Origin of the sequence: Sphingomonas sp. T1 (genome assembly GCF_902506585.1) — a bacterium.
Taxonomy (GTDB): Bacteria; Pseudomonadota; Alphaproteobacteria; order Sphingomonadales; family Sphingomonadaceae; genus Sphingomonas; species Sphingomonas aerolata.
Window position 1 is genome coordinate 2,652,908 of record NZ_LR733875.1, and the last position, 14,226, is coordinate 2,667,133.

The 14,226-nt window shown below is 65.7% G+C and carries 16 protein-coding genes and 1 tRNA gene; 2 read left to right on the forward strand and 15 right to left on the reverse strand.

The annotated features are described in order from the left end of the window. Positions 1–141: 141 nt before the first annotated feature. Both GV027_RS11945 and GV027_RS11950 read right to left on the reverse strand, forming a co-directional pair. A complete protein-coding gene (locus tag GV027_RS11945; protein WP_031441542.1) occupies positions 142–951 on the reverse strand; it encodes an undecaprenyl-diphosphate phosphatase in 810 nt (269 codons plus the stop codon). A gap of 72 nt (positions 952–1,023) precedes the next feature. After that, on the reverse strand, positions 1,024–2,001 hold the full coding sequence (locus tag GV027_RS11950) for a complex I NDUFA9 subunit family protein (protein ID WP_159512012.1): 978 nt from the start codon (positions 1,999–2,001) through the stop codon (positions 1,024–1,026). Between the two features lie 102 nt (positions 2,002–2,103). Between GV027_RS11950 and GV027_RS11955 the strand changes: the two genes are divergently transcribed. Then, a tRNA-Leu gene (locus GV027_RS11955) sits at positions 2,104–2,190 on the forward strand. 585 nt (positions 2,191–2,775) lie between these two features. After that, positions 2,776–3,267, forward strand: a complete 492-nt coding sequence (locus GV027_RS11960) for a MucR family transcriptional regulator (RefSeq protein WP_031394198.1) — start codon at positions 2,776–2,778, stop codon at positions 3,265–3,267. Between the two features lie 137 nt (positions 3,268–3,404). Here the strand turns inward: GV027_RS11960 and GV027_RS11965 are convergent, their stop codons facing one another. From GV027_RS11965 to GV027_RS12025, 13 genes are all read right to left on the reverse strand, one after another. Then, on the reverse strand, positions 3,405–4,307 hold the full coding sequence (locus tag GV027_RS11965) for a flagellar motor protein MotB (RefSeq protein ID WP_031441540.1): 903 nt from the start codon (positions 4,305–4,307) through the stop codon (positions 3,405–3,407). A gap of 1 nt (position 4,308) precedes the next feature. Then, entirely contained in the window at positions 4,309–5,172 is an 864-nt protein-coding gene (motA, locus tag GV027_RS11970; protein WP_031394196.1) for a flagellar motor stator protein MotA, read from the reverse strand. Positions 5,173–5,283: 111 nt separating this feature from the next. Further along, positions 5,284–6,177 (reverse strand): flagellin N-terminal helical domain-containing protein, encoded by an 894-nt coding sequence (locus tag GV027_RS11975; RefSeq protein WP_159512013.1) that lies wholly within the window; start codon positions 6,175–6,177, stop codon positions 5,284–5,286. 5 nt (positions 6,178–6,182) lie between these two features. Beyond that, complete coding sequence (flgK, locus tag GV027_RS11980) at positions 6,183–7,532, reverse strand: flagellar hook-associated protein FlgK (RefSeq protein ID WP_159512014.1); 1,350 nt, start codon at positions 7,530–7,532, stop codon at positions 6,183–6,185. Next, positions 7,529–7,858 (reverse strand): rod-binding protein, encoded by a 330-nt coding sequence (locus tag GV027_RS11985; protein WP_159512015.1) that lies wholly within the window; start codon positions 7,856–7,858, stop codon positions 7,529–7,531. Before GV027_RS11985 ends, flgK begins: the two co-directional genes overlap by 4 nt. Continuing rightward, positions 7,855–8,946 carry a flagellar basal body P-ring protein FlgI gene (locus GV027_RS11990; RefSeq protein ID WP_031394687.1) on the reverse strand — a complete coding sequence of 364 codons (1,092 nt, stop codon included), beginning with the start codon at positions 8,944–8,946 and terminating at the stop codon, positions 7,855–7,857. Before GV027_RS11990 ends, GV027_RS11985 begins: the two co-directional genes overlap by 4 nt. Before the next feature lie 10 nt (positions 8,947–8,956). Then, entirely contained in the window at positions 8,957–9,652 is a 696-nt protein-coding gene (locus GV027_RS11995) for a flagellar basal body L-ring protein FlgH (RefSeq protein WP_159512016.1), read from the reverse strand. Positions 9,653–9,666: 14 nt separating this feature from the next. Beyond that, positions 9,667–10,455, reverse strand: coding sequence for a flagellar basal-body rod protein FlgG (gene flgG, locus GV027_RS12000; protein WP_031394684.1), 789 nt, complete (start codon positions 10,453–10,455; stop codon positions 9,667–9,669). A gap of 14 nt (positions 10,456–10,469) precedes the next feature. Next, positions 10,470–11,222: a flagellar basal body rod protein FlgF gene (locus GV027_RS12005; protein WP_159512017.1), complete on the reverse strand. Its 753-nt coding sequence runs from the start codon at positions 11,220–11,222 to the stop codon at positions 10,470–10,472. A 26-nt stretch (positions 11,223–11,248) separates the two neighbouring features. Next, positions 11,249–12,520, reverse strand: a complete 1,272-nt coding sequence (locus GV027_RS12010) for a flagellar hook protein FlgE (RefSeq protein WP_031440257.1) — start codon at positions 12,518–12,520, stop codon at positions 11,249–11,251. Between the two features lie 36 nt (positions 12,521–12,556). Next, positions 12,557–13,237 (reverse strand): flagellar hook assembly protein FlgD, encoded by a 681-nt coding sequence (locus GV027_RS12015; RefSeq protein WP_031394681.1) that lies wholly within the window; start codon positions 13,235–13,237, stop codon positions 12,557–12,559. Positions 13,238–13,239: 2 nt separating this feature from the next. Then, positions 13,240–13,650 carry a flagellar basal body rod protein FlgC gene (flgC, locus tag GV027_RS12020; RefSeq protein ID WP_031394680.1) on the reverse strand — a complete coding sequence of 137 codons (411 nt, stop codon included), beginning with the start codon at positions 13,648–13,650 and terminating at the stop codon, positions 13,240–13,242. 3 nt (positions 13,651–13,653) lie between these two features. Next, positions 13,654–13,998, reverse strand: a complete 345-nt coding sequence (locus tag GV027_RS12025) for a flagellar basal body rod protein FlgB (RefSeq protein WP_031440256.1) — start codon at positions 13,996–13,998, stop codon at positions 13,654–13,656. Positions 13,999–14,226: the final 228 nt, after the last annotated feature.

Below are 14,226 nucleotides of genomic sequence, written 5' to 3' on the forward strand. Positions count from 1 at the left end.
ACAATCGCGTTATTGCGTCGTCGGAGGTTTGTCACGGCAAAAACGCCTATTAGGTCAGCTAGGCTGACCTATAAATTGCGCCAAATCTCGTAGGCCGGGGGATATATTCACAAATCTCACCGAATATATCCCGACTCGGACCTATTTCGATAGGAGCCATACCAGCGCGGCGGAGCCCGCGGCGATGCGATACCATGCAAACGGCACAAACCCGTGCTTTGTGACGATCCCGACGAACCATTTGACCACCAGCAACGCGACGACGAACGAAACGAGCGCGCCGATCGCGATCGACAGCAGGCCGACACCCTCGCCGCTGGTCAGCGCCGCATGGTTCTTCATCAGTTCGAGCCCGCTCGCCCCCAGCATCGTGGGGATGGCGAGGAAGAAGCTGAACTCGGCGGCGGTGCGCCGCTCGACGCCGAGTGCCAGCGCCCCGAGAATCGTTGCGCCCGAGCGGCTGACGCCAGGGATCATCGCGAGGCACTGGAGCAGGCCGATCCCGACGACGGTGCGCAGCGGGATGTCCGCGACACCGCTGATGTCGCTGCGCGGTGCGAACCGCTCGACCGCCAGAATGGCGAAGCCGCCAACGACCAGCGCGATCGCGACCACCTCGGCATTGCCGAGCAGCGCCTCGATATAATGGTGCAGCGCCAGCCCGATCACCGCGGCAGGGATGAAGGCGACCACCAGATTGCGCAGGAACAGCCAGGATTTCGGTTCGCGGCGAATGAGGCCCATGCCCACCGCCCAGAAGGTCCGCCAGTACAGGACCACGATCGCGAGGATCGCGCCGAGCTGGATGACGACGTTGAACACCTCCCAGCGCCCCGCATCATAGCCGAGCAGCCGCGTCGCGAGGATGAGATGGCCTGTCGACGAGACCGGCAGGAATTCGGTGATCCCCTCGACGATGCCGAGAAGGATGACGGTAAGAAGTTCGGACACGCAAAAGCTCCCGCAGCGCGGTGAATCAGGACTGGTCGATCAGTGTCGATGGCGGCTGGACCCGCATCGGGATCAGACCACGTGGGTCGCCGAATGCGTGTCCACCCCAGTCTCGACACGAGTCTCGGCGCGGCGACCGAACCGCCCCGCCTTGCGGAAACGGACGAGCCACCCCGGCGCGACCGTCGACATCGGCGTCGCCTCGATGCCCATCGCCTTCAGCCCGTCGACCCCGGTGACAATATTGTCGCTCTGCAGCATCCGCCACTGATCCTGGGTGATCGGCGCGCCTGGCAGGAACCCGGCCTTGGCGATCAGTGCCCCGGCAAAATCGGGCAATTCGACGATCGACGGTTCGCGGCCGATCGCGGCGGCGATCCAGCGGATCAGGTTGCCCATGGTGATGACGTCCGGTCCGCCGATCTCCAGCGTCTTGCCGCCGAACGTCTCGGGAGCCGCGGCCGCGGCGACGATCGCGTCCGCGACGTTGCCGACGAACACGGGCTGGAACTTGGCCCCTGCGCGCAGCACGGGCACGACCGGCGCCTTGGCGATCATTCCGGCGAAGCGGTTCACGAACTGATCCTCCTGCCCGAAGATGATCGACGGCCGCAGGATCGTCGCGGTGGGGAAGGCCGCGCGGACCGCCGCCTCGCCATCGCCCTTCGACTTGCCATAGGCCGAGTCCGATGCGGCGTCCGCGCCGATCGCCGAGACATGGACCAGCGCGCCGACCCCCGCCTTGGCGGCGGCCTCCGCCACGGTCCGCGCGCCGAGCGCCTGGACGCCGTGGAAATCACCCGCCAACACCCCGACCAGGTTCACGACGATGTCCGCACCCTGCACCGCCTGTGCGATCGTCGCGGGCTTGGTCACGTCGGCGCCGACGAATTGCGTCTGCCCGAGCCCGCCGAGCGGCTTGAGAAAAAACGCCTGTCGCGGATCGCGCTGTGCGATCCGGACCCGCGCACCCGACGCCAGCAGCGCCTGCGCGACATAGCGGCCGACGAAACCTCCGCCTCCGATCAGCGTCACCAGTCTGTCGTTCATCGCCCGTCCGTCCAATTCTTTATGCCTGCCCGCCCTTTGCCCCAGCAAGAGGGTTGTTGACAAGCATCGCAACCCTCCACTAGAGGCGCCCTCCTACCCCGTGCCCGGATGGCGGAATTGGTAGACGCACCAGCTTCAGGTGCTGGCGATCGCAAGGTCGTGGAGGTTCGAGTCCTCTTCCGGGCACCATTCTCGCCAGGTGGGTGAGACGACGGTCAGCGCCTTGGGCGGACCGTCGGGCAGCCGATTGGCAACGCCCCAAGCAATCAGATCTTAGCTCACATATTGCCGACCACCTCGGCAACCGAAGCCCGGTCCGCCCCCGTCAGATCAGCGCTCCAGCGCTAGGCCTGCTACCCGGGTTCGATGCACTGAGGCACACGCGTCCGGCTTGAGCCGACCGACCTCAGGCGCACGCCGCCCCAGACTTCGGAAGGACCGTCAAAGACAGTGAGGGATTAGGGTCAACCGTCCTTCCTCCGCAGTAGCATTCAGGTCCATGGTATCGGTCCCATATTCATTCCACGGATCAATCAGGCCTGATCTGCATCATAGTTAATGAAGATATGGGACATTATCCCCTATAGTAAGTGTCTGCCCGGACCACTTCTCGTTCTTCCTCGAGACTGCATCCATGCCGGGGAAATTGCGTCTTGAGACCGTGCCGCACGGCTTTTGGAAGAAAATGCATAGCAAATGGCATAATAGGTTCAAATCGGATGTTGATTATAGGGTGCTATAGGCGTAGGCGTCGATCAAAGACTGGAGCATATCATGTCCGAAGACATTATTGAGCTGAACGCTGTTGAATTGGCGACCGAACTGACGATCGCGTGGCTGACAAACCCCAATACGCGCACGTCCGCCGAAGAGGTTCCGTCGTTCCTCGGCAAGATGCACGACACCGTGTCTGCATTGCTGGGCACGTCGACGGAAGAGCCCGTGGTCGAGCCCGTCGCCGAATACACCCCGGCAGTCTCGGTCCGGAAATCGCTGGCATCGAAAGATCACATCATCTCGATGATCGACGGCAAGCCGTACAAGACACTGCGCCGTCACCTGGCGACGCACGGCATGACGCCGATCGAATATCGCGAACGCTACGGGCTGAAGCCGGACTATCCAATGGTCGCCGAGACCTATTCGGAAAGCCGCCGTGCCATGGCCAAGAAGATCGGTCTCGGTCGCAAGCCCGGCGCCCGCAAGACCGAAGCCCCGGCTGCTGCGCCGCAGCGCAAGCGCAAGGTCGAGGCTGTCGCCGAATAAGCAACGCGGGTCGATCGATGCGAGCGCCTGCAGGGGCCGGTGGTTCGCCACCGGCCCCTTTTCGCATTAGGCAGGTCGCACGCGCCGTTGCCGCCCCTCACCACCCCGGCGGACACCGGCCGGGTTGTCGCGCCGGGCTAGCTGCCGAAACGACCCCGACGGTAGAGCAGGGTGATCGCGACGCGCCGGTTGCGCGGATCGCTCGGGTTCTTGACGATCAGCGGCTCGCGGTCCGCGACACCCTCGATCCGTTCGAAGCGCGCCTCGGGCGTGCCGCCGGCGAGCAGCCGCCGTCGTGTCGCCTCGGCGCGGCCCGACGAGAGCATCCAGTTGTTCATCGCGCGCGGATCGCCATAGGGCACGCTGTCGGTGTGCCCGCGGATCATGATCGGGTTGGCCGACCCGGCGATCGATCCCGCGATCATCCCGATCAGATCGCCTGCCCTGGCATCGAGCGCCGTCGTGCCCAGCGCGAACATCGAATAATCGGCATCGTCGATCAGGTCGATGCGCATCCCGTCCTGCGTCGGCACGAAGCGGATGTGGCTCGCGAGACGCGACAGGTTCTTCGACTGTTCGATCTGGCGGAGCACCTTGCGGCGCATCGCGTCGAAATTGCGGCGATCCTCCGCATTCAGCGCGTCGAGCCCCTTCTTGTTGCCCTTGGGTCCGGTGCCGGTGTCCGCGCCGCCCGCGCCCGCATTCGGAATGGCGATCTGCGGCAGGCTGGTCTGCCCCGCTTGCGGACCGATCTTGTTCTTCGACAGGATCGATTCGCCACCGAGCAGCGCACCGCCGCCGATCCCCAGCGTGTGCGTGTCGATCAGCGTCGGCGCGAAATAGTCGGCAATGCCCTTGCGCTGTTTCTCGGTCGTCGCGCCGAGGATCCACAGCAGCAGGAAGAACGCCATCATCGCGGTCACGAAATCGGCATAGGCGACCTTCCAGGCACCGCCATGATGGCCGCCATGGCCCTCGATATAGACCTTCTTGACGATGATCTTGGGCGGCTGGTTCGCCCCGTGCGGCGCGCGTGCCATCCTACTTCCCGCGCAGCCCGTCAAAGACTTCGGCGAAGCCCGGCTGATTGCGGTGTGCGATCCCCGAGCGCGCCGCCTCGATCACCAGCGGCTGCGGATGGCCGTGGAGCGAGGCGATGATGATCTGCTTCACAACGCCGTAGATCGAGGCATCGGCGTCGAGCACCTGCTTCAGCCGGTTCGCGAGCGGCGCGACCATGCCATAGGCCAGCAGCACGCCCATGAACGTGCCGACCAGCGCCGACCCGATCATCGAGCCGAGGACCGACGGCGGCTTGTCGATCGATCCCATCGTCTTCACCACGCCGAGCACCGCCGCGACGATACCGAGCGCGGGCAGCGCATCCGCCAAGCTCGTCAGCGTGCCGTGCGCACTTTCCTCCTCGTGATGATGCGTCTTGATCGACTGGTCCATCACCTCCTCGACCGCGTGCACGTCGAGTGTACCGCTCGACACCACGACGAGGCGCAGCGTGTCGGCGATCAGGTTGATCAGCGCGTGGTCCTTCAGCAGCTTGGGGTATTCGGCGAAGACCGCGGAGGAATTGGGATCCTCGACATGCGGCTCGAGCGCGATCGGCCCGTCGACGCGCAGCATCTTCATCAGCTTGCTGACGAGGAAGATGACGTCGAGATAATCCTGCTTCTTGTATTTCGGGCCCTTGAACACCTTCATCAGCCCGCCGCCGAGCCCTTTGAGCTCCTTGCCCGAATTGCCGATGATCAGCGCGCCGGCGGCCGCACCGCCGATGATGAGCATCTCGTGCGGGATCGCCTCAAGCACGGGGCCGAGCGCCCCGCCGGTGAACGCGAAGCCGCCGAACACCATGACGAGCAAAACGACGATGCCGATAATCGGAAACATGGTGTTGGAAATTCCCCCAAAGCCCGGAACGCCGGCCCTGTCACCGGAGGATTAACCGGATTTCGTAGCTATCCGGTTACCGGACCCGCCCGATCCGCTCTATAAATGCGCTCAGCGAAGATAATCGAACAGCGACAGCGCGCTGAGCTTCGAGAAGCTCGCCTGAGTCGCCGACAGGATCGTCATCGTCTTCTGCAATTCGGTGATCGCCGTCGTGATGTCGGTGCCCTCGATCGACTGGCGGGTATCCTCGCGGTCGACCGCGACGTCCTTCAGCCGGGCGGTTTCCAGATCGACGCGCGACGCGCGCGCACCGAGCGACGCCTGGATCGACGACACCTGTTCCGACGCCGCTGACAGATCGTCGAGCGCGGTATCGAGCGAGGCGGGATCATAGCTTTCGGCCTGGAGCGCAGTCGCGATCGCGCTCAATACCGCCAGCGTATCCTTGCCGTCGGCGCGCAGCACGCGCGACGCCGATTCGTTCGCCTGGACGCTCGCGCCATCGCCGACCGGGATCGGCGAGACGCTGGTCGCGGCCAGCGCATAGCTGCCATCGGCCTGCTTCACCGCCGCGGGACCGCCGTCCGCGCCGCCGAAGATCGGCTGGCCGCGCAGATCCTTCACGTTCGCGAGACTCGCGATCGTATCGACGATGCCCGCGATTTCGACACCGATCGCCTTGCGCGCATCGCCGCTCAGCGTGCCGTTGCGCGCCTGCACCGTGAGTTCGGACACGCGCTGCAACTGCGCGGTGATCGCGCTGAGCGTGGTGTCCGACTGTTTCAGCACCGATGCGGCGGTCGTCAGATTCGCGGCATAGGCCTTGTCGTCGACCGCATCGCGCGCGAGCCCCGCCAGCCGCTGATAGGCGGCGCTGTCGGACGAGGGCGCGGTGAATTTGATGCCGGACGAGATCTGCGTCTGCAACGCGTCCGCCTGCTTCGACAGCGCATTCATCGCCTTGGCCGAGCGGTCGTAGAACAGGCTGGTCGCGATCTGCATAAGGCCTACCGGATCTCGAGGATGGTCTGGAGGATGTCGCGCGCGGTCTGGATGACGCGGCTCGACGCCTGATAGGCCTGCTGGAAGCGGAGCAGGTCGACCGCCTCGCTGTCGAGGTCGACACCGCTGCCCGAATCGCGTGCGGTCACCGCGCCGTCGCGGATCGCACCCTGCGCATCGCCGACCAGCTTGCGCTGCTCCAGCGACGCCGCGTTGCTCGTGATCATGTTGGTCAGCCGCTGTTCGCTGCCCGTCGTCGGGTCGCGCGTCGCGAGCAGCGCGGTCAGGTTCGACGCATCGCGCGCGCCGCCGGCCGCGCCCGCCGCGGCGATACCACGCGGGTCGGTCAGCGCGACGGTGATGCTGGTCGGCGTGTCGCCGGTCTTGAACAGCGGCGTGCCCGCCTTGCCGTCGAGATCGCGCCCCTGCGCCTGGATGGTGTTGACCTGCGTGGTGAAATCGGTCGCGATGCCGTTCAGCGTGTCGCGCGCCGCGACGATCTTCTGCGCGCCCTCGGCATAGCCGGCCAGCGCGCCGCCCGACGGCGTCACCGCCGATGTCGTGCCCGTCCGCTGCACGACGAACCCGACCGCGCCCTCGTCATTCTTCAGATAGCTGACATTGCCCGCATCGGGGCCCGCCACGAATACCGGGCCGCTTGCGCCGCCCAGCCGCACCGTCGCACGGCCGAGATCGTCGAACTCCGTACTGATATCGGTGATCGTGCTCATCTGCTCGAGCAACTGGTCGCGCTGGTCGCCGAGCTGCGCGGCGTTGGTCGACCCCTTCTGGCTGCGCGCGATGCCGTCATTGACCTTGGCGAGCGCGGTGCCGAACGAGTTGAGCGTCTGCGTCGCCTGCCGCGTCGCGGTGTCGAGATCGGCCGCTGCGGTGTCGAGCGCCTTGCCCGTCGCGGTAAACGCCGCGGCCGCGCTGGTCGCGGATTCGAGCATCACCGACCGGGCCGGCACCGAGGTCGGGTCCGCCGACAGGGTCTGCGCGGCGGAAAAGAAGCTGGTCAGTCGATCGCCGAGCTTGTTATCGGTCAGCGACGTCTCGATCCGCCCGAGCCAGGCCGCCGCGGTCTCCGTCCTGGCAAGATCCGACCCGGCATTGCGGACCGCGAGCGAACGGAACGTGTCGGCCGATCGCGAGATGCCGGTGACGGTGACGCCGTTGCTGCCCGTCGCGACGCTCGCATTGATGCCACTGCCGATCGAGGTCACCTGGCCGAGATTCGTCGTCCGCCGGGTATAACCCGCGGTGCCGGTGTTCGCGATGTTCTCGGACACGGTGTTCAGCGCGGTCTGGTACGCCCGCACGCCTGACGCGCCGATCGACAGGAGGTCGCTCATGGCGACGGCTCTGCCGCGCCCGGGTTAAGATCGGATTGCGATTTGGCGAGGAAATCGGTCATCGCCTTGCCGATGCCGAGCGGCGTGTGCTCGGCCATGGTCTGCGCGACGCGGGCGTCCTGCATCTCAGTAAAGGTGTCGAGCGCCTTGGATTCGAACAGCGAATCGGTCAATTTCGCCTGGCGCATGCTCTTCAGCATCATGCCGGTGAAGACCGCCTCGAACTTCTTGCCCGCCTTGTCGAGATTGTCGTTCGACTTGAGCCGGCTCGTATCGGTCGAGATGCCGCCCGCATCGATCGGGCCGGGGGCTGCGATCGGGCTCACAGGACGATCAACTCGGCCTTGAGCGCGCCTGCCTCTTTCAACGCCTCGAGGATGGCGACCAGATCGGCGGGCGACGCGCCGATCGCGTTCACCGCCTTGACGATGTCGGCAAGCCTGGGGCCGGGGTTCAGCAGGAACATCGGGCGACGCTCCTCCTCGACCGCGACCGCGCTGTTCGGCGTGACGACGGTCTGGCCCTGGCTGAACGGCGCGGGCTGGCTCACCTGTGGCTTCTCGTCGATCCGCACCGTCAGCTTCCCATGCGTCACCGCGGCAGGCCCCACGCGCACCGCGGAGTTTATAACGACCGTACCGGTGCGCGCATTTACGATTACTTTTGCCGAGGGCTCGGCGGAGACGACGTCGAGATTCTCGATCGTCGACATCAAGGTCGCCCGAACGTCCGCACCGACCGGCGCGCGGACCGCGACCGAAACCGCGTCGATCGCCTGCGCGCTGCCGAAGCCCAGCTTCGAATTGATCGCGCCGGCGACGTTCTGCGCGGTGGTGAAATCGGCGCGCGCGAGATTGAAGGTCAGCATCGGCGCGCTGTCGAACCCGGTCGCGACCGCCCGTTCGACCGTCGCGCCCTCGGGGATGCGTCCGGTCGAGGGGATGTTGACGACGATCTTCGACCCATCCGCACCTTCCGCGCCGAGCCCGCCGACCGCGAGATTGCCCTGCGCCATTGCATAGATCTGGTTATCCGCGCCGAGCAGCGGCGTCATGATCAGGCTGCCGCCGCGCAGGCTCTTGGCCTTGCCCATCGACGCGACGGTGATGTCGAGCCGCTGGCCGGGCTTGGCGAAGGGCGGCAGTTCGGCGGTGATCATCACCACCGCGGCGTTCTTCATCCCCGGATTGGCGTTGGGCGGCAGCTGCAGCCCGAAGCGCGACGCGACCGCTTTCAGCGACTGGACGGTATATTCCAGATTGTCGTCGCCCGTGCCGGGCAGCCCGACGACGATGCCGTAGCCGGTCAGCTGGTTCGACCGGATCCCCTGGAACCCGCCCAGATCCTTGATCCGGTCGGCAGACGCCGGTGCTGCGATCAGGAGCGAGGCGAAAAGGGCGAGCAGGAAGCGCATGGTCACGGCCTCAGAAAGGGCTGACAACGGAGAAGAAGCGGCTGAGCCACCCCTGGCGGCCGGCGCGGGCGACGTCGCCCTTGCCGGTGTACGAGATCTGCGCATCGGCGACCCGCGTCGACAGCACGCGGTTGTCGCGGTCGACATCGGCGGTGCGCACCAGCCCCTTGATCTTCAGGAACTCGTCACCGCGGTTGAGCGTCACGCGCTTCTGCCCCTGCACCAGCATCGTGCCGTTGGGATAGACTTCGGCGACCGTCACGCTGACCTCGCCCGACAGCGAGTTCGCCTGGTCGGCGGCACCCGCGCCGTTGAAGTTGCGCCCGCCGCTGATCGTTGCATCGGCGCGGTTGAACAGGTTCAGCGCGCCCGTCGTCGGCGGGGTGATGCTCGCCGAGCCGCTGCTGTCGAGCTTCGAGCCCGAGGATTTCGACGCGGCGGTGCGCTCGACCAGCACGATCGTCAGCGGGTCGCCGACTTTCCGCGCCCGCCAGCCTTCGTACAGCGCGGCATAGCCGTCCTGCGCCTGGAAGATCGATCCGGTCGCGGGCGACGCCACCGGCACGGGCAGCGGCCGTGCGACTGTGAAGTCCTCGGGCGGCGCCTTCTTGCCGAACAGCCTGGCCTGCGCCGACAGCGGCGCGAGCGTGCCGGCGACAATCGCGAGGAGCGCGATCGGCGCGCGCGTGGGGATCGGAAATGCCATGATGCGCCCTGCGATCAGATGTTCTGGTTGACGTATTTCAGCATGTCGTCGGTTGCCGAGATCATCTTCGAATTGACCTCATACGCACGTTGCGTCTCGATCATGTCGACGAGTTCCTCGACGACGTTGACGTTCGACGCTTCGAGCATCCCCTGCCGCACGCGACCGCGGCCATCCTGCCCGGCAACGCCCAGATTGGCGGCGCCCGACGCGGCGGTCTCGACCAGGTAATTGTCGCCGGTCGCCTGCAGCCCGGCACCATTGGCGAAGCTCGCGACCTGGATCTGGCCGATCTGCTGCGCTTCCGACTGGCCGGGGATCGTCGCCGAGACGGTCCCATCCTGGCCGATCGTGATGTTGGTCGTCCCCTCGGGCACGGTGATGCCGGGCATCACCTGATAACCTTCGCTGGTCACCATCAGCCCCTCGGGGCTGCGCGAGAAATTGCCCGCGCGGGTATAGCCGAGCGTGCCGCCGGGCATCTGCACCTGAAAATAGCCGTCGCCGTCGAGCGCGAGGTCGAGGCTGTTGCCCGTCGTCTGCATCGATCCCTGCGTATCGATCCGCGCAGTGCCCTGGATCCGGACGCCGGTGCCGAGGTTGAGCCCGGTCGCGTATTTCGTCTCCGACGTCGACTGCGCGCCCGGCGCGGTCACGACCTGGTACGCCAGCGTCTCGAACGCGGCGCGGTCCTTCTTGAACCCCGTCGTGTTCACGTTGGCGAGATTGTTCGAAATGACCCGCATGCGCGTATCCTGGGCGTCGAGCCCGGTACGCGCGATATGCATGGCGGAACTGCTCATGGCCTAATCCTTCCTTAGCTCGGCAGGCGCATCAGCGATGCACCGCTTTCATCCATGTCCTTGGCGGACTTCAGCATGTTGGCCTGGACCTCGTAGCTGCGCTGATTCTCGATCATGTCGACCAATGCCTGCGTCATGTTGACGTTCGATCCCTCGATCGCCCCGCCCTGCACCTTCGCATCGAGAACCTCGGGCAGCACGCCGCCACCGCGCACACGCAGCAGATTGTCGAGCCCCTTGACCGTGTCCGACCCCTTGGTGTCGGCCAGCTTCAGCTTGTCGATCACCTGCGGCGCATTCGCATCGCCACCCTGCGGCACGATCGAGATCGTCCCGTCGCCCGCGATCGAAAGCGTGTCATAGGGTGGGATCGTGATCGGCCCGCCCGATCCCATCACCGGAAAACCGTCGCCGGTCTGGAGCACGCCCGACGGCGCGATCTCCAGGTCGCCGCGCCGCGTATAGGCTTCGGAGCCGTCCGACGCCTGCACAGCGAGCCATGCGGTCGCGCCGGTGACCGCAACGTCGAGCGGCCGCCCCGTAGTCTGGATCGCTCCCGGCGCACGGTCGGCGTCGGTCACTTCCTCCGACGTCGGCGCACGCGCCTCGAACTGCTGGCCGCCACCCTTCAGGTCGATCCGGTCGAACACCACGCGGTCGGCGCGGAATCCGGTGGTCGACGCGTTCGCCATGTTGTTGGCGATCGCCGACTGCGCCGCCATGTGCGCGCGCAGTCCCGTCGCCGCGGTGTAGACCAGCTTGTCCATTCAGGGTTCTCCGTCCGCGCCCTGGATCAGCTGCGGATGTTGAAGATGGTCTGCGAGATCTGGCTCGCGGTATCCAAGGCCTTCGAGTTCGCCTGGAAGTTGCGCTGTGCCGCGATCAGCGAGACGAGCTCTTCGGTGATGTCGACGTTCGAGCGCTCGATCGTCCCCGACATCAGCTTGCCGAAGCCGTTGACGTCGGCGATGCCGAGCTTGGCCTCGCCCGAGATGCCGGTCGCCGACCAGTAGCTGCTGCCGAGCTGGCGCAGACCCTCGGGGTTCGAGAAATTGGCGAGCATCACCTGACCAAGTGCCTGCGTGTCGCCGTTCGAGAAGCTCGCCTTGACGATGCCGGACTCGTCGATCGTCACGCCCTGGATCTGGCCGACCGCCTTGCCGTCCTGCGCGCGCGCGGCGACGTTGAACGCCGATGCCAATTGCGTGGTGTCGAGCCCGAAGGTGAAGCCGAACTGCTGCGTCGTGCTGCTGCCTGCAGTGGTGAACGGGTCGAACGCGACCGCAGTGGTCGGCGCGGTCAGCTTGCCGGTGGTGTCGAAGTCCAGCTCGACGCTTGCCGCACCGTTGGTGGTCATCGGCTTGTCGCCGACATAGCTGAACACTTCCCAGCTGCTCGTATTGCCGTTGGCGGCATCGGGCGTCGTCGTGCGCTTAAAATAATTGGTCAGCGTCTGCGCGTTGCCGCTCGCATCATAGATCGTCGTCTGCGCCGACTGGTTGTAGCTGGTCGGGTCGAACCGGTCGAACGTCGTCGTCGACGGGATCGCCGCATTGGCACTGAGGTTCAGCGACATCGACACGTTCGCGGTCGGGACCGCCTTGCCGCTGGTCGCGGGGAGCTGGAGGCTGACCGCGGAATCGAGCCCCGATGCAACGACCTTGCCCGACCCGTCGACCGGATAGACCTGCAAATGGCTGCCGTTCGAATCGACCACATAGCGATCGGCATCGACCAAGAAGCCGCCATTGCGCGTATAGTTGACGTTGAGCGACGTCGTGCTCGGCTTCACCACGAAGAAGCCGTCGCCCGACACGGCGAGATCGAGCGCGTTGGCCGACTGGATGAGGTTGCCCTGGCTGAACTGCTGCCGATTGCCCTGCACCACGGTGCCCGAGCCGATCTGCTGCGCGGGGTTCAGCGACACGCTAGACGCGATCACGTCGGCGAATTCGGTGCGGCTCTTCTTGAAACCGTTGGTCGAGACGTTCGCAAGGTTGTGCGAGATCGTCGACATTTCGGTCTGCGAGGCCTGGAGGCCGGAAAGCGAGGTATAGAAGGACATCGGGTTACTCCTGGAATTCTGGCAAGCAGCGGGCGATCAGCCGATCTGGCGAACCGCGGTGACGGGGACCTCACCGAGGCCCGGTAGCGTGAGGATGGCGGCACCGGTCGTCGTCGAAACCGACTGGACCGGCGCCCAGACAAGGTTCTGTGATGCAACGGTCGTGCCATTATTCTGGGCGTTGACGATGACCTTGAACGGTCCCGTCCCGGCATCCTCGCCGGTCGCCGTCTTGCCGTCCCAGTCGTAGTTCACGGTGCCCTTGTCGGCGCTGCCGAGCGACATGGTCTTCAGCACGCCGCCATTGGCATCGGTGATCGTGACGTTGACGTTGCTCGCCGCGGCGCCGAGCTCGATCCCGCCGGCCAGTCCGCCGCTGGTCCGCCCATAGGCCGTGTCGCCCGCGGTCAGCACGGTCTTGCCGACATAGGCCATCGCATCGCTGGCGCTGGTCACGTTCAGCTTGTCGGCGATCGACTTCATCGTCGTGCTCATCTCGGAAATACCGGCGAGGCTCGAGAACTGCGCCATCTGTGCGACCATCTGGGTGTTGTCGACCGGGTTGAACGGGTCTTGGTTCTGCATCTGCGCGGTCATCAGCTTCAGGAAGTCGGATTGGTTGAGGGTCGTCGAATTGGATGCCGTGGTCGTCGTCGCGGCGGTCGTCGCGCGCGTGATGCCGAGGTTCGAAAGCGTCGAGTCGAAGGAACTTGCCATGATCAGCGGCCTAGCTTGAGGGTATCGATGATCAGCGACTTCGCAGTCTGCATCACCTCGACGTTGTTCTGGTAGCTGCGCGCGGTCTCCATCATGTCGACCAGTTCGCGGGTTTCATCGACCGCCGCCTCGAAGATGTTGCCATCCTTGTCGGCCATCGGATTGTTCGGGTCATAGCGCTTGGCGGGGGCCTCGCCGGCGGTGACGACCTTCTCGACATCGACCGTCGACATGCCGCTCGCGGCGTCGAAGCTGGTGCGGAACACCGGCTTCATCGTCTTGTACGCAGCCTCCGCGGAGCCGGCGACGCCGCCCGCATTGGCAAGGTTCGACGCGGTGGTGTTCATCCGCAACAGCTGCGCGGACATCGCGCGGCCCGCGACCTGGAAAATCGTCATCGGCGCATTGGCCATCGCTTAGTCCCCCTTCAGCGCGCGGGTGACCTGGCTGATCCGCCCGTTCAGGAACGACAGCGTGGTCTGGTACTGCACCGCATTCTCGGCGAACGCGGTCTGTTCCTGGTTCAGCTCGACGGTGTTGCCGTCCATCGAGGTCTGCGTCGGCACGCGATACTTGGTCGCCGCGTCGATCCCGCCCGCGCCATCCGTCTCGAGCGACGCGAGCGCCGACTTGAAGTCGATGTCGCGCGCCTTGAAGCCGGGGGTCGAGGCATTGGCGATGTTCGATGCGAGCACCCCCATGCGCTGCGATCGCACCTCGAGGGCCGCACCATGAACGCCGAACAGCGAATCCCCTGACACTGGACCGAACTCCCGCGCTGAATTGCGCAAGCCTTCCAAAGCAATGCCCGTGCCAGTTGGCGCTCGCCGACCGGATGATGCCGCTTTGCCGCCCGGCGGCAAGCGCGCGGCAACCCGGCCGGCAACGCCTTGCCGCCCCGGCAGAGGTGGCGGCAAGCGCGCCGGCAGGCGTGGTGCCGACCCGTCGCGCAGCCCGCACACCACCGGCCCGCGCGAGTCCCGCTCACC